This is a genomic window from Acetobacter tropicalis, assembly GCF_030644465.1.
GTDB lineage: Bacteria > Pseudomonadota > Alphaproteobacteria > Acetobacterales > Acetobacteraceae > Acetobacter > Acetobacter tropicalis.
In genome coordinates this window covers 983,140-1,003,824 of record NZ_JAUYUW010000001.1, presented here as the reverse complement: position 1 = coordinate 1,003,824, position 20,685 = coordinate 983,140, and the positions used below count along the sequence as shown (strand labels likewise).

Annotated in this window: 18 protein-coding genes; 14 read left to right on the top strand and 4 right to left on the bottom strand. The window is 59.3% G+C overall.

What is annotated here, in order from left to right; all coding sequences use genetic code 11:
• Positions 1 to 53: 53 nt before the first annotated feature.
• Complete coding sequence (locus tag QWU00_RS04520) at positions 54 to 1,211, top strand: aldo/keto reductase (RefSeq protein WP_035379861.1); 1,158 nt, start codon at positions 54 to 56, stop codon at positions 1,209 to 1,211.
• Positions 1,212 to 1,313: 102 nt separating this feature from the next.
• On the opposite strand, the gene QWU00_RS04515 is transcribed toward QWU00_RS04520, so the two are convergent.
• Both QWU00_RS04515 and QWU00_RS04510 read right to left on the bottom strand, forming a co-directional pair.
• A complete protein-coding gene (locus tag QWU00_RS04515) occupies positions 1,314 to 3,536 on the bottom strand; it encodes a TonB-dependent receptor (RefSeq protein WP_035379863.1) in 2,223 nt (740 codons plus the stop codon).
• A gap of 75 nt (positions 3,537 to 3,611) precedes the next feature.
• Positions 3,612 to 4,262 (bottom strand): DUF2946 domain-containing protein, encoded by a 651-nt coding sequence (locus QWU00_RS04510; RefSeq protein ID WP_035379865.1) that lies wholly within the window; start codon positions 4,260 to 4,262, stop codon positions 3,612 to 3,614.
• Positions 4,263 to 4,317: 55 nt separating this feature from the next.
• Here QWU00_RS04510 and QWU00_RS04505 point away from each other — a divergent pair, with 55 nt between their 5' ends.
• From QWU00_RS04505 to QWU00_RS04490, 4 genes are all read left to right on the top strand, one after another.
• Positions 4,318 to 4,479, top strand: coding sequence for a hypothetical protein (locus tag QWU00_RS04505; protein WP_169794907.1), 162 nt, complete (start codon positions 4,318 to 4,320; stop codon positions 4,477 to 4,479).
• A gap of 122 nt (positions 4,480 to 4,601) precedes the next feature.
• Entirely contained in the window at positions 4,602 to 5,735 is a 1,134-nt protein-coding gene (locus QWU00_RS04500; RefSeq protein WP_035379867.1) for an energy transducer TonB, read from the top strand.
• A gap of 106 nt (positions 5,736 to 5,841) precedes the next feature.
• The gene (locus QWU00_RS04495; protein ID WP_035379869.1) at positions 5,842 to 6,426 is read left to right on the top strand and encodes an acyl-homoserine-lactone synthase; all 585 of its coding nucleotides are present in this window, start codon (positions 5,842 to 5,844) and stop codon (positions 6,424 to 6,426) included.
• A gap of 57 nt (positions 6,427 to 6,483) precedes the next feature.
• Positions 6,484 to 7,236, top strand: a complete 753-nt coding sequence (locus tag QWU00_RS04490; protein WP_035379871.1) for a helix-turn-helix transcriptional regulator — start codon at positions 6,484 to 6,486, stop codon at positions 7,234 to 7,236.
• Here QWU00_RS04490 and QWU00_RS04485 read toward each other — a convergent pair.
• A complete protein-coding gene (locus QWU00_RS04485) occupies positions 7,233 to 8,705 on the bottom strand; it encodes a cryptochrome/photolyase family protein (RefSeq protein WP_035379873.1) in 1,473 nt (490 codons plus the stop codon). The two genes, QWU00_RS04490 and QWU00_RS04485, sit on opposite strands and share 4 nt — an antisense overlap.
• A 332-nt stretch (positions 8,706 to 9,037) precedes the next feature.
• Here QWU00_RS04485 and msrB point away from each other — a divergent pair, with 332 nt between their 5' ends.
• Positions 9,038 to 9,445: a peptide-methionine (R)-S-oxide reductase MsrB gene (gene msrB / locus QWU00_RS04480; RefSeq protein WP_035379875.1), complete on the top strand. Its 408-nt coding sequence runs from the start codon at positions 9,038 to 9,040 to the stop codon at positions 9,443 to 9,445.
• 219 nt (positions 9,446 to 9,664) lie between these two features.
• The gene (locus QWU00_RS04475; RefSeq protein ID WP_035379941.1) at positions 9,665 to 10,057 is read left to right on the top strand and encodes a DUF4112 domain-containing protein; all 393 of its coding nucleotides are present in this window, start codon (positions 9,665 to 9,667) and stop codon (positions 10,055 to 10,057) included.
• A 331-nt stretch (positions 10,058 to 10,388) separates the two neighbouring features.
• On the opposite strand, the gene QWU00_RS04470 is transcribed toward QWU00_RS04475, so the two are convergent.
• The gene (locus QWU00_RS04470) at positions 10,389 to 11,105 is read right to left on the bottom strand and encodes a TetR/AcrR family transcriptional regulator (protein ID WP_081939037.1); all 717 of its coding nucleotides are present in this window, start codon (positions 11,103 to 11,105) and stop codon (positions 10,389 to 10,391) included.
• Positions 11,106 to 11,469: 364 nt separating this feature from the next.
• Here QWU00_RS04470 and QWU00_RS04465 point away from each other — a divergent pair, with 364 nt between their 5' ends.
• The 7 genes from QWU00_RS04465 (at position 11,470) to QWU00_RS04435 (ending at position 20,683) form a co-directional block, all read left to right on the top strand.
• The gene (locus QWU00_RS04465; protein WP_231551667.1) at positions 11,470 to 12,621 is read left to right on the top strand and encodes an AI-2E family transporter; all 1,152 of its coding nucleotides are present in this window, start codon (positions 11,470 to 11,472) and stop codon (positions 12,619 to 12,621) included.
• A gap of 133 nt (positions 12,622 to 12,754) precedes the next feature.
• Positions 12,755 to 13,702 carry a DMT family transporter gene (locus tag QWU00_RS04460; protein ID WP_035379877.1) on the top strand — a complete coding sequence of 316 codons (948 nt, stop codon included), beginning with the start codon at positions 12,755 to 12,757 and terminating at the stop codon, positions 13,700 to 13,702.
• 213 nt (positions 13,703 to 13,915) lie between these two features.
• A complete protein-coding gene (locus QWU00_RS04455; protein WP_035379947.1) occupies positions 13,916 to 15,565 on the top strand; it encodes a bifunctional aspartate transaminase/aspartate 4-decarboxylase in 1,650 nt (549 codons plus the stop codon).
• Positions 15,566 to 16,060: 495 nt separating this feature from the next.
• On the top strand, positions 16,061 to 18,415 hold the full coding sequence (locus QWU00_RS04450) for a TonB-dependent siderophore receptor (protein ID WP_035379879.1): 2,355 nt from the start codon (positions 16,061 to 16,063) through the stop codon (positions 18,413 to 18,415).
• Positions 18,412 to 18,693 (top strand): hypothetical protein, encoded by a 282-nt coding sequence (locus QWU00_RS04445; RefSeq protein WP_052051321.1) that lies wholly within the window; start codon positions 18,412 to 18,414, stop codon positions 18,691 to 18,693. The genes QWU00_RS04450 and QWU00_RS04445 overlap by 4 nt, the downstream gene beginning before the upstream one ends.
• A complete protein-coding gene (locus QWU00_RS04440) occupies positions 18,690 to 19,007 on the top strand; it encodes a hypothetical protein (RefSeq protein WP_045541654.1) in 318 nt (105 codons plus the stop codon). The genes QWU00_RS04445 and QWU00_RS04440 overlap by 4 nt, the downstream gene beginning before the upstream one ends.
• Positions 19,004 to 20,683 (top strand): PepSY-associated TM helix domain-containing protein, encoded by a 1,680-nt coding sequence (locus tag QWU00_RS04435; RefSeq protein WP_035379883.1) that lies wholly within the window; start codon positions 19,004 to 19,006, stop codon positions 20,681 to 20,683. The genes QWU00_RS04440 and QWU00_RS04435 overlap by 4 nt, the downstream gene beginning before the upstream one ends.
• The last annotated feature ends 2 nt before the right edge of the window (positions 20,684 to 20,685 follow it).

Here is a 20,685-nt window from a genome sequence, read left to right as displayed (position 1 = left end):
AACCATCATCGAGAGAAAGCATTAAAAGACCATACAGATGATGTGAGGACGCGATGACAGCTACCAGACGCACTCTGCTCGCCCTGTCTGCTCTGGGCGGTGCCGCGGCCCTGATGCCCCGGTCGGGGCAGGCGCAGGGCTCCCAGAATCCGGGCGATGTCACTCCCACCATGGGGCGCGTGACACGTAACGCGCTGCCGCTCAATGTAGCGCAAACAGGCCAGCGCTTTCGCCCTCCCACACGTCTGGGCCTTGGCGGGGTGCCGATCGGCAATGGCTTTGCGGCTTGCTCGGATGAGGAGGCGCAGGCCGCACTGGCAGCGGCGTGGGAGGCTGGCGTTCGCTATTTTGATACGTCACCCTGGTATGGTCTGGGGTTGAGCGAGCGGCGTTTCGGTCATTTTCTGCATACGCGGCCACGGGATGAATTTGTGCTTTCCACCAAGGTGGGGCGCCTGCTGACAGCCGCTCCTCAACCACCTGCCGGCACCATGTGGCATGACCCATCCCCCTTTGCCTATCGTTATGATTACAGTGCGGACGGTGTGCGGCGCTCTGTGGAAGATAGCTTGCAGAGGCTGGGTCTTTCCCGAATTGATATTGTCTATATTCATGACCTCTCGCCTGAGAACAAGGACATGGGGGACCGATGGACAACCTATTTCGATCAGGCCGCCAAAGGCGCCATTCCCGCATTGACCAAAATGCGGGAGGAAGGACTGATCAAGGCGTGGGGGCTGGGGGTAAATACGCCGCAGGCTGTTCTGCGGACCATTGAGATTGGTGATCCGGACATTGTTCTGCTGGCAACGCAGTATTCGCTCTTCCGGCATGATGAGGCTCTGGCGCACACATTGCCCGCCCTTGCACCGCGCGGCATTTCGGTTGTGGTGGGGGCACCCCTGAACGCAGGCTATGCGGCGGGGCGTGATCGGTATGACTATCAAGCGACCATCCCGACCGGAATGGCGCGTAAGCGGTCAGCAATGCAGGCTATCGCCAAACAGCATGGGGTTGATCTGCGTACGGTGGCGCTTCAGTTCGCGGCAGCGCATCCCGGTGTGGCTGCCGTTATTCCGGGGGCTCGCAATGCGGCACAGATGCAGGCCAACGCACGCTCCATGGAGGTTTCAATTCCACCCGCGTTGTGGGATGACCTCAAACAGAAAAAGCTGATTGCACAGGCCGCACCGGTGCCAGCATCCTCCTAATATCAGGTGGAGGTGGAACCGGGGCGGTGCGGGGCTGCCGTAAAGGCGGTTTCACTCTCTGCCTGCGGGCTCTTTCTCCGCGCAGGCAGGGAAGGTGTGGCTTCAGAACGTGGCGGAAAGACTCACGTTGAAGGAGCGACCCATGCCCGGCAGGGCGCGGGTGGTGCCGATATAGCGTGTATCGCCCAGAGAGAGACCGCCCAGCGGCAGGTAGTAGGGTTGGTTGAGCACGTTATCAATTCCGGCATCCAGCGTCAGCATCTTCCATGTGTAGCTGCCGCCAAGGTTTAGCAGGGCATAGCCTGCGGTGCGGGGTTCGCCGCGCAGCCAGTCCACCGTGTCCTTGGGTTTGACAAAGTTCATCTCCACCCGGCCGGTCCAGTGACCAACCGTTTCATGCACCGCCACCGTGCCGTTAAGCGGCATCATGTGGTACAGGCCGGAATGCGTGACTTCATCCTGCCCACGCACCCAGTTGAGCACGCCGGTGACTTCACCCTTGCCGTATTGTGCTGTGTCCCACAGCGTGTAATGGCCGGAGGCGTTAATGCCGTAGGTCTGGGCATTGTGGTTGGCGAATTGCAGCAGATGGTGCCCGTTGGTGAAGGTGCGAAGCTGCACCACGTTGATGTAATTGTGCACGTAGCTGTAATAGGGCTGCACCGTCAGGCCCCAGCGGTTGGCGGCAGTGGGGTCATGCCAGTCCAGCGTCACGCTGGCCGTGTTGGCGATTTCTGACTTCAGATCCATGTTGCCCACATAGCCGTTGCCATCGCCAAACCAGCCGATCATGCTGGAAGACATGGTGCCACGGCCCCACGCATAGCGTTCATACAGGTTGGGCGCGCGGGATTTACGGGCGTAGCCGCCTTCCAGCGTAAAGCTGTCCGTTACCTTCCAGCGGGCCATGGCGGTGACATCAAAGTTCACATCCGTCCGCCCCCGGTTGCGGGCGTTGAAGGCGCGGGCGGCCATGGCGTCCGTCATGTTCATCATGCCGGTCCAGGAATAAGGGGCCACGTCTCCCGTGTTCATCATGATCAGATCATTGCGGAACCCCAGCAGGGTGGAAACGCGCGGCGTCCAGTGGGCTTCCCACTCGGCATAGTGGCCCAGCCGGTCGCGGTGGCCGTTATTGATGTTGTGGTAGGTGTCCGGCCCCATCATCATGCTGCCTTGCAGCGGGGGCCACCAGTCATTCAGCCCCACATGGTCAAACCCGCTGCCCAGTTTGAGCGTGTGGAAACGCCCCAGCGGTATGGTGGCCTTGAGCGAATAACCCGCCAGGCGGGAGTCATTGTTCATGGGCATGCCGGTGGTGGCGGAATGGCCGCCCTTGTCCGCCAGCATGTCCATGGCGTGGGTAATGCGCTGCCAGTAGCCACGGGCTTCAAACGTGCCCCAGTCAAATGATCCGGTATATTTGCCGTTTACAAAGGTGGAGCGGTTGTTGGTCATGTCCATATACTGGTTGGCAAAGCCCTCACGCGGGGTATCCTGCTGCCCCACGGTAATGGCCACCAGATGGTTGTCCTTGTGCAGGCCCACCGTTACGGCGTGATTATAGGTCAGGTAATTGGTGGAGTGCACGGTGCCCATGCCCGCGCCCCCCCGATAATTGCCGGACTGATCATAAGAACCCGTATAGCGGATGCTGAGCAGATGGTTGGCAACCGTGACGGAACCTGAAGCCCCGTAGGCCCCGCCATTGCTGCGGTAGGTACCGCGCACCCGGCCTGTCACAAGAATTTTTCCCTTGCGGGCAAAACGGGGGTCTGCCCGTTCCACATCAATGGTGCCGCCCAGACTGTCGCCCCCGCTGCTGACAGGGGTCAGGCCCGCAATGCTGGTGGCAGTCTGCACGCTGTCTGGATCAATGTAGGAGAGGGCGGGGTTCATGTGGTTGGGGCAGGCGGGAGAGATGCGCACGCCATCCACAATAGTGGCGACGCGATCATCCGCCATGCCGTTCAGCACGGGCAGGTTGGCCAGCCGCCCGCCGCCATAGGAGCTGAACCCCGGCTGGTTACGGAACAGCGAGGACACATCCGGGCTGGAAAGCCGGGACATGCGCTGCGAGCTGGCATCGGGCGAGGACGCTGTCAGCGGGGCATCGGAGAGGGAGGTTTCCTCTTCCTCATCCGTTGAGATATCCAGCCGGGGCAGGGTGACAACAGAACTGCCAGAGGCCGCGTTGCTCTGGCTGGCGCTGACCTGCGCAGCCGTTGTTTGCGCCTGCGCGGCGGAGATGGTGGGGGCCGCGCACGCTGCGGCAATAACCCACGCCCACGCCGGTACGCGGCGTGGGTTGATAAGCGTGATCATAAGAACAATCCTGAAAACAAAGCGTGCAGAACCCTTTTCCGGTCGTAGGGCCGGAAGGGCGCGAAGAGGCTTTGTTCAGGCAGGAGGCCCGCGGGAGGGCGGCAGGCCAAGCGGAACGCTGGGCGGTGCGCGTGGGGTGGAGGCATGGCTGCCGCGCCGCATCCACCGCAGAACGGGCGGGGGCACCAGCAGGACGGCCATGGGGAGCGCCGCTGGCAGCGAGAGCAGCGGGCAGAGCGGACACCCCTCCGCCCCATGGTGGTGGCCGGAATGCGGCTGCGTCGCCTTGTTGGCCATGGCGGAGGCCATCTGCCGGGCCTGCGCCGCCATCATGTGGTGGTGTTGGTTGGTGCTCCGTAATGCCGGGCGATGGACCGCTGCTGGTGGAGAAGATGCCTGAGAGGACGGCTCCCATGCGGCATCGCCGCCAGAAGACCAGGCCTTGGGGGAGTGGCTTGCGGAAAATTCTCCACCAGCATGAAGGGCCGAACTGCTCTGGGCCGTGCCTGAGAACGCGGTACCGGAGGAGGCTGCATCCATGTCCTCATCAGGCATGGTCATGCGGGCAGCAATATCTACGCCCAGCAGGCGGGCTATGGTTGCGCGGGGCAGTTCATCCGGTTGTGCAAAGCTCTGAAGCGCCAGCAGGCCGAGAAAGCCTACCAGTGTCACCACCACCAGCGGCCATTTCAGCAGCGTCTGTAAAGGGTGGGTGTGGCGAAACATCAGAGCGGCCGGGACTCCAGTGTGTGCGGTTCTGTAAGGACTGGCCCGTGTGGGCGTGCATCTTTCTTTATTTGTCTGCCGCAGGCTTTGTGTCAAACATGTGGCTGCCGAGAATGTGATCTTTCTGATTGAAGGCGGCTGGCAGAGCGATAAAATTGCACAAAACGCTCAGGCGGACGGCATGGAAAGTGGGCGTAGAACTGGCACTGGTGGTTGATCCGCCAGCATGAAGGCGAGGAGTCGGGGCCAGACTGGCCGTGGTGGGGATCAGCCTTGCAGTTTGGGTATGGGCGGGGCAGGCCCTGAAAAGCAGGGCAACAAAATAAGGAACGCGGACGGGTGAAACCGCAGGCTAGACTGGGGCAGGACAATGGTGGGCTGACGCTAGACGTGCGCGCGCCTGAAATCTGTCCTCCGTTGGCATTTCCGCAGGGGGCGGAGTTCTCCGCCCGCCAGCGCGCCACCCGGCGCGCCGGGCGTCTGGCCTTTGTGGCGGCGGTGGCAGGGCATGGGGTGATTACCGCCTGCCTGCTGGTGACATTGCACACGCTTCCTCCTCAGGCACCGGGGCAGAAAGCTGTGGAGATGGTGTTTGAAACGCCCGCCAGCACCCCGGCCCCGGCTGCGGCGCAGACAGAGACCGCACATCCGCCCGAACCCATGCCAGTACCGCCTCACTCATCAGAGGAGCCGAAGCCATCCACGCCAGCGGAGCATCCGCCAGCCTTGCCCCGTGAGGCTCATCCCATGCATCATCCGGCTGAGCAGCCTCAGCACGCTATGGCTATGCCGGAAGAGGCGCTTGCAACCCCGCTGGAAGCCGCACCCACGCCCGCGCTCCCTCCGTCCGTTCCGCCCATGACGGACGCCTTGCCAGCGGAGGGCGTGCCTGCACCGCTTGCCTTGCCGCAGCCGGTGCCTCCACACGAGCATCAGCACCCGCCTCACGCTACCCACACGATGCCAGCCAATAAAGTGCCGCCGTCCATGGCGGGGGCATCAATGCCCACTCACGCGGCAAATGCTGCGGCGTCTCCTGTTGCGCAGCCTGCCAAGGTGGCGTCCGCTCAGGCTCAGGCTCAGGCTCAGGCTCAGGCTCAGGCTCAGGCTCAGGCTCAGGCTCAGGCTCAGGCCGCGCCGTCCGTTGCGGCAGCGCAGGCCTCTCATGGTCCGTCTGCGGCGGCGGCATCTGTTGCGCATGTCGCCAAAGGGAGCGGTGCTCGCACTCTGGTCTGCACTCCACCGCAGACACATTATCCCCCCATGGCCCGCCATCTGCATGAAGAAGGGGAGGCCGTGGTGGAGGTTACCCTGGCGGCGGATGGGACCATTGCCGGAACCCGGCTGACGCAGAGCAGCGGGTATGATGATCTGGATGCACAGGCACTGACCGCCGCCCGTGGTCTCCACTGCGCCGCCCCAGCATCCGCCCCCATGGTGGGGCGTATTCCGGTGGGATTTCACATTCGTTAAGGTGTAAATAAAGTTTATTTTATAGATGTGTGTCCAGTTTGATACATTGAGCGCGTCTGAACCAGTGCAGTATAGTGCCCCAGATTTTGATCAGGGCGACGGGCTCATGGTGTATGTTTTCTCTCACGCGCAACGGCATCAGTATGCTGATGCGTATAACAAGATGATGCAGGCCCGTGCCATGCAGGCCGAAGGGTGGGATAGCGCGACATCTCCTTTTCTTGCCCGCCCGCAGGAAGACACGTTCGACCGCGAACATAACCCGCTTTATATTGTGTCCCTGAATGAGCAGGGGGAACATTCGGCCTCCATGCGGGTATTGCCCACCACCGGGCCGACCATGCTGCGCTGTGATTTTCAGGCCCGTTTTAAACCGTGCCCCGATATTGCCAGCTCGCATGTGTGGGAATGTAGCTGCCTATGCGGTATAGGAGACAGCATAAGCCCGGCAGGGCGTGCCAGCACCATTGATGCCTCAAAAACCCTGTGCCGCACGGCATTGGAAAACGGTGTGCAGCAGATTATCGGTATTTACGGCAAGAACATGGGGCGGCTGTTCCGGCGTATCGGGTGGGAGCCCAGCACGCTTGCACAGACCAGCGAGGAAGACGGGGAGCTATGCCTGGGGTTGTGGGATGTTTCCCCTCTGGCACTGCGCCATATGGCGGAACGCCAGGCCATGCCATTCTAACGCGCTGATAAGGATAACCCCCGGCAGCCGCCATGCAAGGCAGCAGAGGAAACGCTTATGTTGAAACTGAAATCATCCTCCCGGCAGATGCGCCCTGTGGTGTTGCAGGAGATGCTGACAGAAATCACGCAGGCAGCTTCCCTGCCGGAACTGAACACGATTGTGCAGAGCTTGCCGCAAAAGGGCGGCCTGTTTCATATCGTTTACCATTATATGGGAGACCTCGGCCGGGAGGAGGGTAATCTCCAGCCCGGTTTTACAACCTACCCTGAAGAATGGATTACGCATTATCTGCGCAAGGGATACATGGAAGTGGACCCTGTGGTGCATCTGGGTAAGGAAGCAATGCTGCCGTTTGAATGGCGGGATCTGAGCATTGAGAATACGGCCCAGAAAAAACTGTTTGATGATGCCCATGACTTTGGGTTGGGGAAGGCCGCCCTCAGTCTGCCGGTGCGGGGTGTGGAAGGGCAGACCGCCCTGTTCACCATTACCAGCACGGACCCCGCCGCTTTTGCCGGGGTCAACCGGATGGCCTACGTGCGGGATTATCAGACAATAGGCGTGTATGTGCATGAAGCCTTTGCCCGGCTGGCCCATGTGGCGCAGGAAGCCGCGCTGGACCTTTCCCAGCCAGAGCGGGACTGCCTGAAGCTGGCGTCCGAGGGATTGCTGGGCAAGGACATTGCCCGTTCCCTTAAATTGCCAGAACCCGCAGTGCGCCTTTACCTGCGCGTGGCCCGCCACAAACTGGCTGCTACCTGCACCAGCCGCGCGGCAGAGATTGCCCGCCAGCGTGGGCTGATCTAACCCCCGCTCTCCTTGCGGGCTGGCAGGTTTTTCCAGCATTCAAGCGCAATGCCACGGGCAAGTTTAAGGTCCACTATGGGGTTGGGGTAGCTCTTGCCGGGGGTAAAGCCAATCTGGCGGCATAGGGTAGCATCCGCTTTCCAGGGGGTGTGGATCAGCTTGTCCGGCATCTGCCGTAATTCTGGTACCCATGTGCGGATATATGCACCTGTAGGGTCAAATTTTTCAGATTGTCCAACCGGGTTGAAAATACGGAACCAAGGTGAGGCATCTATGCCCGTGCCAGCACACCATTGCCAGTTCATGGCGTTCTGGGCCGGGTCTGCATCCACCAGCCGGGCCTGAAACCACTGTTCGCCTTCTCGCCAGTCTGTCAGCAGATGTTTGGTCAGGAAAGAGGCCACAACCATGCGCACGCGGTTATGCATCCAGCCGGTGGCGTATAGTTGGCGCATGCCCGCATCCACCAGCGGATAACCCGTCTGGCCCTGCTGCCAGGCAGCAAGCAGGGCGGGGCTTTTCTGCCATGGCATATGGTCAAATTCCGGGCGCAGATTACGCCATGCCAGATCAGGTTCATAAAAAAGCTGCATCCAGGCAAAATCCCGCCAGCCGAGTTCGCTAAGAAATTTCTCGGCGTTTTCTGCCAGAGCAGGCGTAGTGGCGGCGGCGCGTACAGCATGCCACACCTGCCGGGCAGACAGCAGCCCCGCCCGCAGATAGGGCGAGAGGCGGGAGGTTGTATCCTTGTCGGGCCGGTCATGCTCCTGAATGTAATGGGCCAGATTATCGTCAACAAATGTGGCCAGAACCTCCTGCGCGTCGGCTTCCGTGCACGGCCAGTCGGCTTCCGCAGCATCCGCCCCTTCTGGAAGCGGCGGGACTGACGGCACGGCGTGCGCAGTCAGTGCCTGCGCGGCCTTGGGCAGAGCGGCAAAGGGGATATGCTGCGGAGCGGGCAGGCAGCGGCCAGGTTCCCCCATGGCGCGGGCGGCTTTCCACCACGCGGTAAAGACGCGGTAAGGCGTTCCCGCCCCGGTGCGAATGGTCCACGGTTCATGCAAAAGCCGGGCAGCGGAGGAGTGGACGCTCACGCCCTGCTGCTCCAGATGAGCCTTGAGGGCCGTGTCCTGCGCCTTGCCGGTCGGGTCATAACGGCGGTTCCAGAACACGCTTTCAATACCAGCAGCTTTTACAAACGCGGCGACACTATCCGGGGTGTTGCCGGAAAGGGGGTGCAGTGTGCCTCCTTGTTCAGAAAGCGCGTTTTCAAGGGCTGTGCGGGCCTTGGCCAGCCACCAGCCAATGGCGTCCCCGCGTGTGGTTTCCGGGTCATGCACAAATGCACACAGAACGGGCTGCCCCGTGGCGCATGCGCCTGAGAGGGCGGGATGGTCCGCCAGACGGAAATCGTCCCGGAACAGCACAAGAACAGGAGACACGGATGGACGGGGTTTTTCAGCACTCATGGAGCCAGAGTGCCCGCAAGTCTGGGCCCTGACAACCGGTATGGGGCGATGTAACGGTGGCGGGGCCCAGACTTGCCGGAGGGCTGCGCTCCTCCACACATCACGATGGAACACCTGAGGGAGGAGCGCGTTGCACGCGGAGGTCTTGCGTTGGATGTAGGGAACCTGGACGTGCCTGCTGGTTACGCGCCGACCGGACGCTGGCGGGTGTGTCAGGTTGCCGGGAAAGTGGGACTGGTATTTTGCACCGAGGCCCCGCCACCCTATATTGGAAAAGAATACGGGCCATGCGGCATTGCATCGCGCGGAGAGACAAAAAGGATAAGTGAGATATGGCAGTTTCAGAGAAACCGGAAAGCTGCACATCCTCTGGCTGTGGACCACGGGAGCCTTTGACACCGGAGCAGGAGCGTATTCTGCGCCAGCATGGCACGGAACGCCCCGGTTCCAGCCCGCTGAATGATGAGAAGCGGGCCGGGATTTACCACTGTGCCGGATGTGGCATGCCTCTTTTTGAGTCTGATGCCAAATACGAAAGTGGCAGCGGGTGGCCGTCCTTTTTCGCCCCTCTTGAAGGCGCTGTGGAAACCACCCGGGATACTCGCCACGGCATGATCCGCACGGAAGTACATTGTGCCAAATGCAAGGGCCATCTCGGCCATGTGTTTCCTGACGGTCCACCACCAACAGGTGAACGCTATTGCATGAACGGTCTGGCGCTTGATTTTCATCCTGTCTGATTAGAGCTTGCTGTTTTGGGGTGATAACTTGGAAGCTCAGGCGGACGCTTCCCATTTAACGAGAGGCTGGGATAAAGGAAAAACCCTTTGCCGCCTGCCACCCACCATTCCCGCTTTAAGCCGAAAGCCGAAAGCCGAAAATGCGGGCGGACGGGCAGGGACATGGAAACACTGTCGCGCCTCTTGAAATGGACACTGCGTTCGCCCATCTGCATGGGTATGACATACGCTCATGCGACTGCCGGAAACGGTTTTGCTTCTTCTTCTACGGCTGAGACAGCCCAGCGCCTGCGCCGGGTGCAGCGGCTTGCGTGGCTGCTGGACGCGGCCTTCCGCGTGCCGGGAACACGCTTCCGGCTGGGGGTGGACGCCATAGTGGGTCTGCTACCCGTAGGGGGGAGCGTGATCATGGGAATGGTCTCGCTCTATATTGTGTGGGAGGCATGGCGTATGCGCCTGCCCACATCAGTACTGGGCCGGATGGTTGCCAATATCGTGTTGGAAACGCTGGTGGATACCGTACCTGTGGCAGGAGATCTGTTTGATGCCGCGTTCAAAGCCAACCTGCGCAACGTGGCGCTGATGGAACAGGCACTCGGCCTCCGTCCGTAACGCGCTGAATGGCGGCGGGGCTCTCACCGGAAAGGAAGTGAAAAAGGAGCTGGTGCGGTATGCCAAGGTATGCGGCATCAGCCCGAAGCTGATAGGGATAGAGTGGGCGGATCACAATCCTTAGTTCAGGCTGTCTGGGGCGTGTGCCTGAACACTGCTCCTGCAAAGCTACCATTTGTCTGGAAAATGGAGGGCCGAGAAATCCCTCTTTTCCGGTCACACCACAATCGTGACCTATTAAGAGTGCTCGTGACAGAAAAACTCGGAGAGAGCTTTTTTCGAACCCTTCAAGTCACGCAGCTTTAGAAGCCGTCGCTCCGGACTTAAGCGGTCAGGATGCGGCGGTTTTTTTGTAGGGGAACGCGGCTGGTGGGGTGGCGGCTATGGGGCATGTTTCCTGCTTTCCGCCCACAGCACGCAGAAAGAGAGCCCAGCCGCGTTCAAAATACTCCAGCCGTTCCACACAGCATTCCAGTGGTTTCAGGCCGAACAAGGCATCTTCCAGAGGTTGGCCGGTAATCAGCCCGCATAGCAGGTTGGCTGTGGTGTCATCTGCATTGCCGGGTTCAATCTGGCCTGCGGCTTCTGCGGCCTTCAGTAGCCGCACCACACAGTTATGAATGGGCATGCCGATGGTGTTGGTGGCATGTGCAATCAGGGACGGATAGCGGTATGCATCTGAAATCAGGATACGATAGGTACCCAGAGATTCCGGCTGGAGAATAAGGTCCAGCAGCAGGCTCATCACGTAGCGCAGTTCCTGCAACGGGTTATGCAGGGGTGTTTCTTCTATGGTGCGTAGAACGGAGGCCGTCAGATTGGTGATAACCGCCTTGAACAGTTCTTCCTTGGAGGGATAGCGCCGGTAGAGGGTCTGTTTGCTGGCAGAGGCCTTGCGGGCAATCTGGTCCACCGAGGTTCCGGCATAGCCATACTGCACAAACAGCCCGGCGGCTATCTCCAGCAGATACTGGTCCAGTTGTTCTGTATCATGCGGGGTAGGGCGGCCACACCGGCGTTTTTTCCCCTCAAGGCAGGGGTTCGCCATATCAAAGGGGGCGGTCGTCCTTTCTGGTTTTGGCATCAGGCATGAACTCGAACAGAGGGAAGGGCGGCTTGCGCTGCCCCTTGGGGGGTAATGTTCGCCATAGCGGGTGCGGATCTCATCCTCAATAGGCGTATCCTGCCTCCTGTATATGGGAGAAGTGGCCAAGGGTTACAGGGGGAGCACACGGAATGGCTGGTCTGATCTCTCTTTCATGCCCGGTTTTCTCCATTTTTTCCAGTGTCCCGATGATGTGAGGCAGGTGTGCGCTGGTCTGGGGCGCTAAACCGGCGCAAGATCGCGGCGTTTTCAGCCGGATCGGCCTCGTGCCTGTGGCTGGCGATCATGCAGCAGGAGCGCAGGCATTATGGTGGAGCTATCTCCTCCCCCGGAAGGGGCTGATCCTTCACAACACACACCATCCCCCCTTAGTCCCACGTCGCAACTGCATGTGGCCACGGCGGCGCTTGTCGCGTTAGAGCGCACGTTGGGGCGCTTCTACCGGCTGGCGTTGACAGTGGTGGTGCTGGCCATTCTTTTCCTGCTTATCAGCACCGGCGGGCCTGTGCTGATGGTGGTGTGTGCCTCTGCGCTGGTGGCGGTTGTGCTGCACGGGGCAGCGCAATGGATTACCCACCTGTTGCGCCTGCCGGAATGGTTATCCGTGATTGTGCTGGTGATGGTGATTGCAGGCGCGCTTACGCTGCTGGTGCATATTTCCGGGCCGGATATCATGGTGCAGGCCAGCCATTTGCGCACGGCTTTGGAAACACAGATCCGCACCCTGCGGGATACGTTGAACAATGATGCGCTGGGTCATCTGGTTATGGACCATATTCCGCAATCCATGGGTGGAAACCAGACGGGGCCGGGGGCGCGGAGCCTTGGCGCGGATTTTGCCGGGTCCATGACCAATGTGCTGACCTCCACCTTCGGCTCGGTCGGCACGCTGATCGTGATTGTGATTGCGGGTATCTATTTTGCGCTTTCCCCCCGGCTGTACGCCAACGGTGTGTTGCGGCTGGTGCCGGAAGGGCATCGGCCACTGGCGCGTAAGCTGCTGCACACCATCGGCCATACGCTGGGCGCGTGGGTGGCAGGGCAGATGCTGGATATGACAGTGGTCGGCTTTCTCACCTGGTGGGGTCTGTGGGCCATAGGTATGCCGTTGGCATTACCCCTTGGGCTGATAGCGGGCATGTCCAATTTCATTCCGTATCTGGGTGCATTTCTGGGGGCCACGCCCGCGCTGTTGATCGGGCTTTCCGTCAGTGGGCGGGAGGCGCTTCTGGTGCTGGGCCTGTATGCCGTGATCCAGACTTTTGAGGGCTATGTCATGTCCCCATTCATTCAGAAACGGGCCGTGAGCATGCCGCCTGCGCTCACCATTTTATCCCAGACCATTTTCGGGGCGTTTCTGGGGGCGTGGGGGTTCATTTTTGCCTCCCCCATAACGGCAGTTCTTCTGGCCGTGGCCACCCAGCTTTCCGCGCCACTCAAACCCAAGGATGAAATCTGATCTTGCGGGGCGACTGCCACAGGTGCAGGCCGCAGAAAGCGGAAGAAAGGGTAAGATAATTTCCGTTTTCACAAACCCTCTGGCGCGATAGGGTGCGGCGGCAGTAAGCCGCAAGAAGGGAGGCGTTTCGGTCATGGATGCACGCAAGCCGCTGGATATGTTTGCCGTCAGCCTGACGGCTGTCCTGTGTCTGTGCTTTGGGTTGCAGCAGATTGTGCTCAAGGTCGCAGCGCCCGATATGGCGCCCATCCTGCAAATTTCCCTGCGGTCCGGCCTGTCCGCCCTGCTGGTCTGGCTTTACATGGTCTGCCGTGGCGAAAAACTGAACCTGTTGGCGAACGGCATATGGAAACCCGGATTACTGGCCGGGGTCCTGTTTTCTCTGGAATATCTGATGGCCGGTGAGGCTCTGCGCTACACATCGGCCTCCCGTACCACGGTATTTTTATACACATCGCCCATTTTTGCCGCCCTTGGGCTGCATGTTCTGGAAAAAACGGAACGCATGGCTCCGCTTCAGTGGGTGGGGATACTGCTTGCGTTCAGCGGCATTGCGCTGGCCTTTTTCGGGCAGGGGGGCTCGGCGGACGCCGCCCATGGCTACCAGATGCTGGGCGATTTTCTGGCGCTGATGGCGGGTGCGTCGTGGGGCATGACAACGGTTGTGATCCGTGTGTCCCGGCTTGCGTATGTCTCAGCCAAACAGACATTGATGTATCAGCTTGTGGCCGCTTTTGTTCTGCTGCTGGTCAGCGCAGTGTGTTTGCAGCAGACCACCTTTACCCTTACGCCCCGGCTGGTTGGCAGCGTGGTGTTTCAAGCCACCCTTATTTCCTTTGCGGCTTTTCTGGCATGGTTCTGGCTGCTGCGGCATTATCAGGCATCCCGCATTGGGGTGCTTGCGTTCATGACGCCTCTGTTTGGGGTCGTGCTGGGCTACTGGCTGCTGCATGATCCGCTTGAGCCCGGTTTTCTACAGGGTGCTGCGTGCGTGCTGCTGGGTATTGTGCTTGTCAGCGGTTATGCGTGGATCGGGCAGGGGTTGCGCAGGCTTTGGCCCTTCTCCCGTTTTCAGGCCTGAGGGGGGCATTGTTCACGGGGCGTTTTTCAACCGGCCCGGTCCTGTGTTTCTAACCTTCGGCTTGCAGAATGCAGTTGCGAAGACGCAAAGCCTGCTCAGGCCTGTTTGTTATGACACATGACTGCTCAGCATTTTGTGGTGGCTTTTTTCGCACCGGAACCCTCTATAGTGCACGCCCGTGTTGCCAGTTCAGAACAAAAGAGGCCAATGGCTATGCCCGCAGAGTACGAGAAGTTTCGCAACCTCAGCCCCTTTGAACTGAAGGATCTGCTCATCCAGCTTGCCTCCGGGCGGGCGCAGCACACCATGCTGGATGCGGGGCGCGGCAACCCGAATTTTCTGGCCACAACGCCCCGGCAAGGGTTCTTCCAGTTGGGGTTGTTTGCAACGGCGGAATCAGAACTTTCCTTTTCCTATATGGCAGAAGGGGTAGGGGGGGTGCCCCGGCGTGATGGCATAGAAGAACGCTTCAACGCCTTTGTGGCCGCCCATAAGGATGAACCCGGCGTTGCGTTTCTACGCCGTGCGCTTTCCTATGTGCGGGATCAGCTTGGCCTTTCTGCCGATGGTTTTTTGCAGGAAGTGGTGGCCGGCATTCTGGGGTGTGATTATCCAACCCCGCCGCGCATGCTCAAATATGCAGAAAAGATTGTGCGCCATTACCTTATTCGGGAAATGGCCGGTGGCGCCATGCCGGAAGCCACAACGGACCTGTTTGCGCTGGAAGGTGGCACGGCGGCCATCAGCTATATTTTTGCCTCCCTGCGGGAAAACGGGCTGATCAAACCCGGCGATAAAGCCGCCATCGGCATGCCGGTCTTCACCCCGTATGTGGAAATACCGGAACTGCGGGATTACCAGTTGCAGGAAGTGGCCATTAACGCTGCGCCTGAATGTGGCTGGCAATATCCAGACAGCGAGTTGGATAAACTGCTGGACCCCGCCGTAAAAGTCTTTCTGGTGGTCAACCCCAGCAACCCGCCGTCTGTCAAAATCAATGATGCCGGGCTGGCCCGCATTGCCGAGATTGTCAAAACCAAGCGGCCTGATCTGATTATTGTCACGGATGATGTCTACGGCACGTTTGCGGATAATTTCCGCTCTCTTTACAGTATTTGCCCACACAATACGGTTCTGGTCTATTCTTTCTCCAAGTATTTTGGCTCCACCGGCTGGCGGCTTGGGGTTGTGGCAACCCATGTGCAGAACGTGCTGGACCGCGCATTGGCGGCCCTGCCGGAAGATGAGAAACAGGCGCTGGACAAACGCTATGCCTCTCTGACCCCCGATGTGCGTGGCCTGAAGTTTATTGACCGTCTGGTGGCGGATAGCCGCAGCGTGGCGCTGAACCACACCGCAGGGCTTTCCACCCCGCAACAGGTGCAGATGACCCTGTTCTCCCTTTTTGCGCTAATGGACGGACGGGATGCTTACAAGGCCGCCCTGAAAAACCTGCTGCACCGGCGGGAACTGGCCCTGTACCGCGATCTGGGCGTTTCCGCGCCGGATGATGCTGGCAGCACGCATTATTACACCCTGATTGATATGGCCAAGGTGGCCACCCAGCTTTACGGCACCCGCTTTGCCCGCTGGCTGATAACGCGCGTGGATTATGAAACCATCCTGTTCCGCATTGCAGAGGAAACAGGCGTTGTGCTGCTGCCCGGCATTGGCTTTGCCGTGCGCAGGCCATCCGCCCGTGCGTCCCTCGCCAACCTGAACGAGTATCAATACGCGAGCATCGGCACAGCCCTGCGCCGCATGGCGGATGAATATTACGCCCGTTACAAGCAGGAAAAGGGCGCAGAGGCCCCGGAAAGCCCGAGCATTCAACCCAAAGGGGCTGACCCCATTAGCGGTTGAAAGATGAAGAATAGGGCTTTCTTAAAATTTTGAGAGCATTTTTCACGTTTTAGATAGTCTCTCCCCGGCTGGAATTTTAGCAGTGATTTGCTGGGGAGTAGGTGTTTTCGGATGAGTAATATTTTCAGGAGGGTGCTTATTTTTTTCTCCATTTTTATGAGTTCCCTCCTGGTTTTTGGTTTCAAAAAATTTCGTATGTGGAGAGGGCACAAAAGATCTTTGATGCGGTCCTGAATGAGGGAACAACATTATGCGTTCCCGATTAAGATTTGAGCCAAATAGTAAGCAAGAGCCATAGGCCCTATCATCATGAAGCGGCCTTGAATGTGCGGTCTCTGCGTCCCTGAATGTTGCAGGGGCCAGACGGGGTCCGGTTACAGAGCTTACCAACAGGTAATATGAAATAATGGGTAGAATGCCGCCTTTTAGTTGACAATGATTATCAGTTACAGTTAATGCGCAGCCCCGGTGCAATGTGTAGGGTGCGAGTCAGCAATGTGTTTTCCGTGTAGGACGGGTGGCCTTCTTCTGGTGGTGATGAGCGTGGGGGGCTTGAGTGCAGAAGCACTGGCGGACCCATTGATCGCCCGCAGTGCAAAAGCCAGCAAGGAAACGCAGGCAGGTCTTGCAGCACCCCCCACCGCAGCAGGTGCGGGCGCAGTTTCAACTACTGGGGCTCCGGGCTCCTCTCCTCGCCCATCAGGGGGAGAAAGTGCGGTTGCGGCTAAGTCCGAGGTGGTTACGGTTACTGCCACAGGGCTTTCGCATGCCTCGGCTTCCACCAAAACACGTACACCCATTATTGAATCCCCTCAGTCCATTTCCATCGTGAACCGCGAGGAAATAGAACTGCGTGCGTCCCCCACCATTGCGGATGCGCTGGCCTATACAGCCGGGGTGCAGTCCGAGCCCTCGGGTATTGATAGCCGTGTGGATGAAGTGTCGGTTCGTGGCTTTGGTGCTGGCGGGTTTTCGTCAAACAACAACTTTGTGGATGGTCTGCGCCTGCCTTCTGGCGGGCAATGGACCCGCACATCGTTTGACCCGTTCGCGCTGCAACAGATTGAGGTGCTGAAAGGCCCGTCTGGCGCACTGTATGGGCAGACGGCCCCGGGCGGCGTGGTGAACCTGGCCACCAAGCGCCCCACGGAAAAAAGCGAAGGCGAGTTCTTTCTGCAAAGTGCTGGCTTTACCGGCATGGATAACTGGCAGGGGCAGGCCTCGGGCGATGTATCTGGCAAGCTCAACCATCAGGGCACGGTGCTGGGGCGCGTTGTGGCGCTGGCGCGGTATGGCGGCACGCAGGTGGATGATGTCATGCTGGGGCGCTACTACGTCTCGCCCAGTCTGACATGGAAGATCACCCCGCACACCACATGGACGTTGCTGGCCCAGTATCAGCGCGATCAGGGCGGTTCCACCTTCCAGTTTATGCCAGCCACGGGCACGCTGTATTCGTCCAAAGGCCGCCATATTGCCAATAATGCCAATATTGGTGAGCCGGATTGGGATACATTTGACCGTAATCAGGCGTTGGCCGGCTCTTTTCTGGAGCACAAATTCAGCAAATACCTGACCGTGCGCAATAATACCCGCTACACCTATATTGATACACTCTACCGTGCCACCGTGCTTTCCGGTGATACGCTCAAGGCCTGTCCCCCTTCCATTACCGGGTGTGTTGCCGGAGAAACGGTAAACCGCCGCGCGGTGGAAGGGCGTGGACGCTCGCAGGGTGTGGCGACGGATACCCAGCTTGAAGGGCATGTAACCACCGGCCCGGTGCGGCATCTGCTGCTGGCGGGCACGGATTATTTCTACACCAACTGGGAGCACAGCCGGGATTTGGTCAACTCCTCCCTTGTGTTGCCCATGCTCAATATTTTTGACCCCGTGAAACGTGGTTCCGCAGGCTACGCCAATGCGTTGGCTCCGCAGATTTACACCTCCACCCTCAGCCAGCAGAACGGCATCTATTTTCAGGATCAGCTCAAGTTCAACCGCCTGCGTGTGACCATTGGCGGCAGGCAGGACTGGGCGCGGGATGAAACCCTGAACATCCTGACCCAGAAGCGCTACAATACCCGTTCAGATGCGTTTACGTGGCGGGCAGGGGGCGTGTATCTGTTTGATAACGGGCTGGCCCCTTATTTCAGCTATGCGCAATCCTTCCAGCCTCAGGTTTCTGATCCCTCAACGGCCCTGAATGGTGTGCCGTTCAAGCCCACCAAAGGGGACCAGTATGAGGCTGGTCTGCGCTACCAGTACGGCAAAAGCATTTATGTCACCTTCGGCGGGTATCAGATCACCCAGACAAACATGACAACGCCAGACCCCAACGGCACCCTATGCGGCAACGCAACCTGCCTTGTGCAAACCGGAAAAGGCCGGGTGCGTGGGCTGGAACTTGAAGGCCGCGCCACCCTGCCGTGGGATATGGCCGTTATTTTCACCGGCACCCGGAGCGATGCCCGCGTCACGCAGTCCAACACAGCATCACAGGTGGGCAATTATCTGCCACAGGCCCCCAAATGGATGGCCTCTCTGTTTGTGGATCAACGGTTCCGGCACGGCTTTTTTGCGGGGCTAGGGGTAGGCGGCGGCGTGCGTTACACGGGCCATAGCTATGGTGACACCAACAACACACTCTCCATTCCCGGCTATACAGTGTTTGACTCGTTTCTGCGGTATGATTTTGGGGTGGCGCATTCGCAGTACGATCATCTGTCGTTTTCAGTCAATCTGCGCAACATTGCCAACAAACGCTTTGTTTCAACCTGCACCGGTATTTCCGCCTGTTATTATGGGCAGGGACGCAGCTTGACAGCGCGACTGGAATATCGCTGGTGAGCACATATGTTTTCCTGATCGGAGCCAGTGTGCTGGCAGTGGTGGGCGGCATGCTGTGTTATCTGGCATCCCGCAATCAGCTTTTGCTGGTGCGGCCGCCTAACGCCCGCCTGTGCCTGCTGGCCGGGAGTGTGCTGGTGTGTGGAGCACTTGTCCTGTTGCTTCAGGCCAGAAGCCCCGCCACGGCAGTTTTCATGGTGGTGACCCTGCTTATGGCTGTGTGGTCCCTCCTGCCACTGGGTTTGGCGCTGGCCATAAATAGGAAGAAAAACCCATGAGCACACAATCTGCTTTGTTAAAAGCCGAACCCCTTTCCAGCCGCAACTGGTTCCCCAAGGTCTCGGCTGCCGTTGTGGCTGGCGCGGTGCTGACGGTGGGTATCATGGGGGTAGTGGGGGTGCTGTGCCATGCTGATGGGTCACCCCGCACGCTGTCTGCCCAGTTCCTGCTGTGGTTGGTGCCTCCTGTATGGTGCAGCCTTTTGGGTGCGTGCTTTCTTTTCCGTTCCGGGAGGCAGGCCTGGGGCGTGCTGGCCGTTGCCAATGTGCTGGTGTGGGGCCTGTTTTTTGCCATTCGGGGGCTGGCATCATGAAAATTCGGGGTGATATTGTCCGCACCTATCGGGATGCACACAGTTGGGTGGGCATTATTGCCGGGTTGTTCCTGTTTGTGGCCTTTTATGCCGGGGCCATCACGATGTTTGAGCAACCGTTGCAGGAATGGGCTTCTTCCGCCACGCCGCGTCCGGCTCCTACCCCATTGGAGCGCATGCCTTCCCTGATGGAAAAGCTGTTTTCCGCCCATCCGGAAGCCGCACGCAATTACAGTATTGCCCTGCCAGCCGCCACGCCGGGGCAGGGGGAGTTTTCATGGTCTGCCGCTAAACCCGGTGCCCACGGGCGCGGCGGACCTACGACACAAGTGAGCCTGAGCGAGACGGGTGAACTGATCATGGTTCAGCGCCATCCGTCGGCAGTAGCACACTTTGTGGATGAACTGCACCAGCAGGTTGGCCTGCCGTTGCCCCATATGGTCAGCCGGTATCTGATGGGCACGGTAGCGCTGCTTTATGCCGTGGCGCTGATTTCTGGCGTTATTGCGTTTCTGCCGGGTTTGGCAAAAAACCTTTTTGCTGTTCGTCTGGGCCGCAATAGTAAAAAAATGTGGCTGGACATGCACAATCTTCTGGGTGTGTTTTCCCTGCCGTTTCATCTCATCATGGCGCTGACATCAGTGGTGTTTGCGTTCCATGAGCCCATTTTTGTAACGCAGCATTTCCTTCTGGGCGGTAATCACGTTTCTCACCACACGCAGGCTGGTGCGGGCCATGGGGCGCGCGGCCAGCATGGCGGCGCAGACCCTACGGGTGTGCATCCGGGGCGCCCACAAGCAGGATCATCCGATACCGCTCCGGCGGCTCAGGGTGGGCAGCCAAATCTGACACAAGGTGACGCTTCCCCTGAACCTGCCCAGCCTTTGCCGTTGCCTCCGCAGCAGATTTTAGCGGCTCTGGCCCGGCAGGCATCTGGCTTTGTGCCGGATAGTCTGAATTACACGCAGCGGCCGGGGGCGGGGCTTGTGTTGAGTGTGGCTGGGCATGATCCGCGTTACAGTATGCGGGGGCCTGTCAGCGGTTTTGCTGAGGTTAATCCTTATACGGGCAGAGTGACCTCCACGGATTATCTTCCGGGCCATCAATCCACTGGCTTTTCCATTATCACCACATTTTTTGCCCTGCATTTTGGCAGTTTTGGTGGTGTGGCCGTGCGGTGGGGGTATGTTGTACTGGGGCTGGGGGGCGCGTTTCTGTTCTATACCGGCAACAGGCTATGGGTGGCCTCCCGTCAGAAACAGGAGCGTAAAAGTGGCCGCGTGGAAGATACGCGCGGCACCCGTTTTCTGGCCTGCCTGACCTCTGGCTGTGCTTTGGGGGGTGTGGCTGGAATTTCCGCCGTTTTCTGCGCTGTACCGTTTCTGCCGCAAGGGGGAACATACTCGGCGGTTATGCAGCTTTATTATGCTGTTTTCTGTGTGTTTGTTGTGGCCGCTTTTCTGCTGGGCAGTCAGCGGTGTGACCGTGTTCTGCTGGCAGGGGCTGGTATTTTAACCGCACTGGTGCCTGTCTCGGTCAGCCTTGCAGGGCATGGCGGGTGGCTTTCGCCTGTTACGCAGGCTATCGGGCTGACATCTGTGCTGGTGGGCGTGTTTCTGCTGGTGTGCGCCTTCAGAAAAGTTCGTCTGCCACCACAGGGTAGGGTGTCTGCCTGACC

Excerpts from the sequence above, each read along its gene's own strand:
- QWU00_RS04495 (WP_035379869.1), top strand. The coding sequence starts at position 5,842 with ATGGTGTATGTTTTCTCTCACGCGCAACGGCATCAGTATGCTGATGCG.
- msrB (WP_035379875.1), top strand. The coding sequence starts at position 9,038 with ATGGCAGTTTCAGAGAAACCGGAAAGCTGCACATCCTCTGGCTGTGGA.
- QWU00_RS04515 (WP_035379863.1), bottom strand. The coding sequence starts at position 3,536 with ATGATCACGCTTATCAACCCACGCCGCGTACCGGCGTGGGCGTGGGTT.
- QWU00_RS04465 (WP_231551667.1), top strand. The coding sequence starts at position 11,470 with ATGGTGGAGCTATCTCCTCCCCCGGAAGGGGCTGATCCTTCACAACAC.
- QWU00_RS04435 (WP_035379883.1), top strand. The coding sequence starts at position 19,004 with ATGAAAATTCGGGGTGATATTGTCCGCACCTATCGGGATGCACACAGT.
- QWU00_RS04475 (WP_035379941.1), top strand. The coding sequence starts at position 9,665 with ATGACATACGCTCATGCGACTGCCGGAAACGGTTTTGCTTCTTCTTCT.
- QWU00_RS04440 (WP_045541654.1), top strand. The coding sequence starts at position 18,690 with ATGAGCACACAATCTGCTTTGTTAAAAGCCGAACCCCTTTCCAGCCGC.
- QWU00_RS04470 (WP_081939037.1), bottom strand. The coding sequence starts at position 11,105 with ATGGCGAACCCCTGCCTTGAGGGGAAAAAACGCCGGTGTGGCCGCCCT.
- QWU00_RS04485 (WP_035379873.1), bottom strand. The coding sequence starts at position 8,705 with ATGAGTGCTGAAAAACCCCGTCCATCCGTGTCTCCTGTTCTTGTGCTG.
- QWU00_RS04490 (WP_035379871.1), top strand. The coding sequence starts at position 6,484 with ATGTTGAAACTGAAATCATCCTCCCGGCAGATGCGCCCTGTGGTGTTG.
- QWU00_RS04460 (WP_035379877.1), top strand. The coding sequence starts at position 12,755 with ATGGATGCACGCAAGCCGCTGGATATGTTTGCCGTCAGCCTGACGGCT.
- QWU00_RS04455 (WP_035379947.1), top strand. The coding sequence starts at position 13,916 with ATGCCCGCAGAGTACGAGAAGTTTCGCAACCTCAGCCCCTTTGAACTG.
- QWU00_RS04450 (WP_035379879.1), top strand. The coding sequence starts at position 16,061 with ATGTGTTTTCCGTGTAGGACGGGTGGCCTTCTTCTGGTGGTGATGAGC.
- QWU00_RS04510 (WP_035379865.1), bottom strand. The coding sequence starts at position 4,262 with ATGTTTCGCCACACCCACCCTTTACAGACGCTGCTGAAATGGCCGCTG.
- QWU00_RS04520 (WP_035379861.1), top strand. The coding sequence starts at position 54 with ATGACAGCTACCAGACGCACTCTGCTCGCCCTGTCTGCTCTGGGCGGT.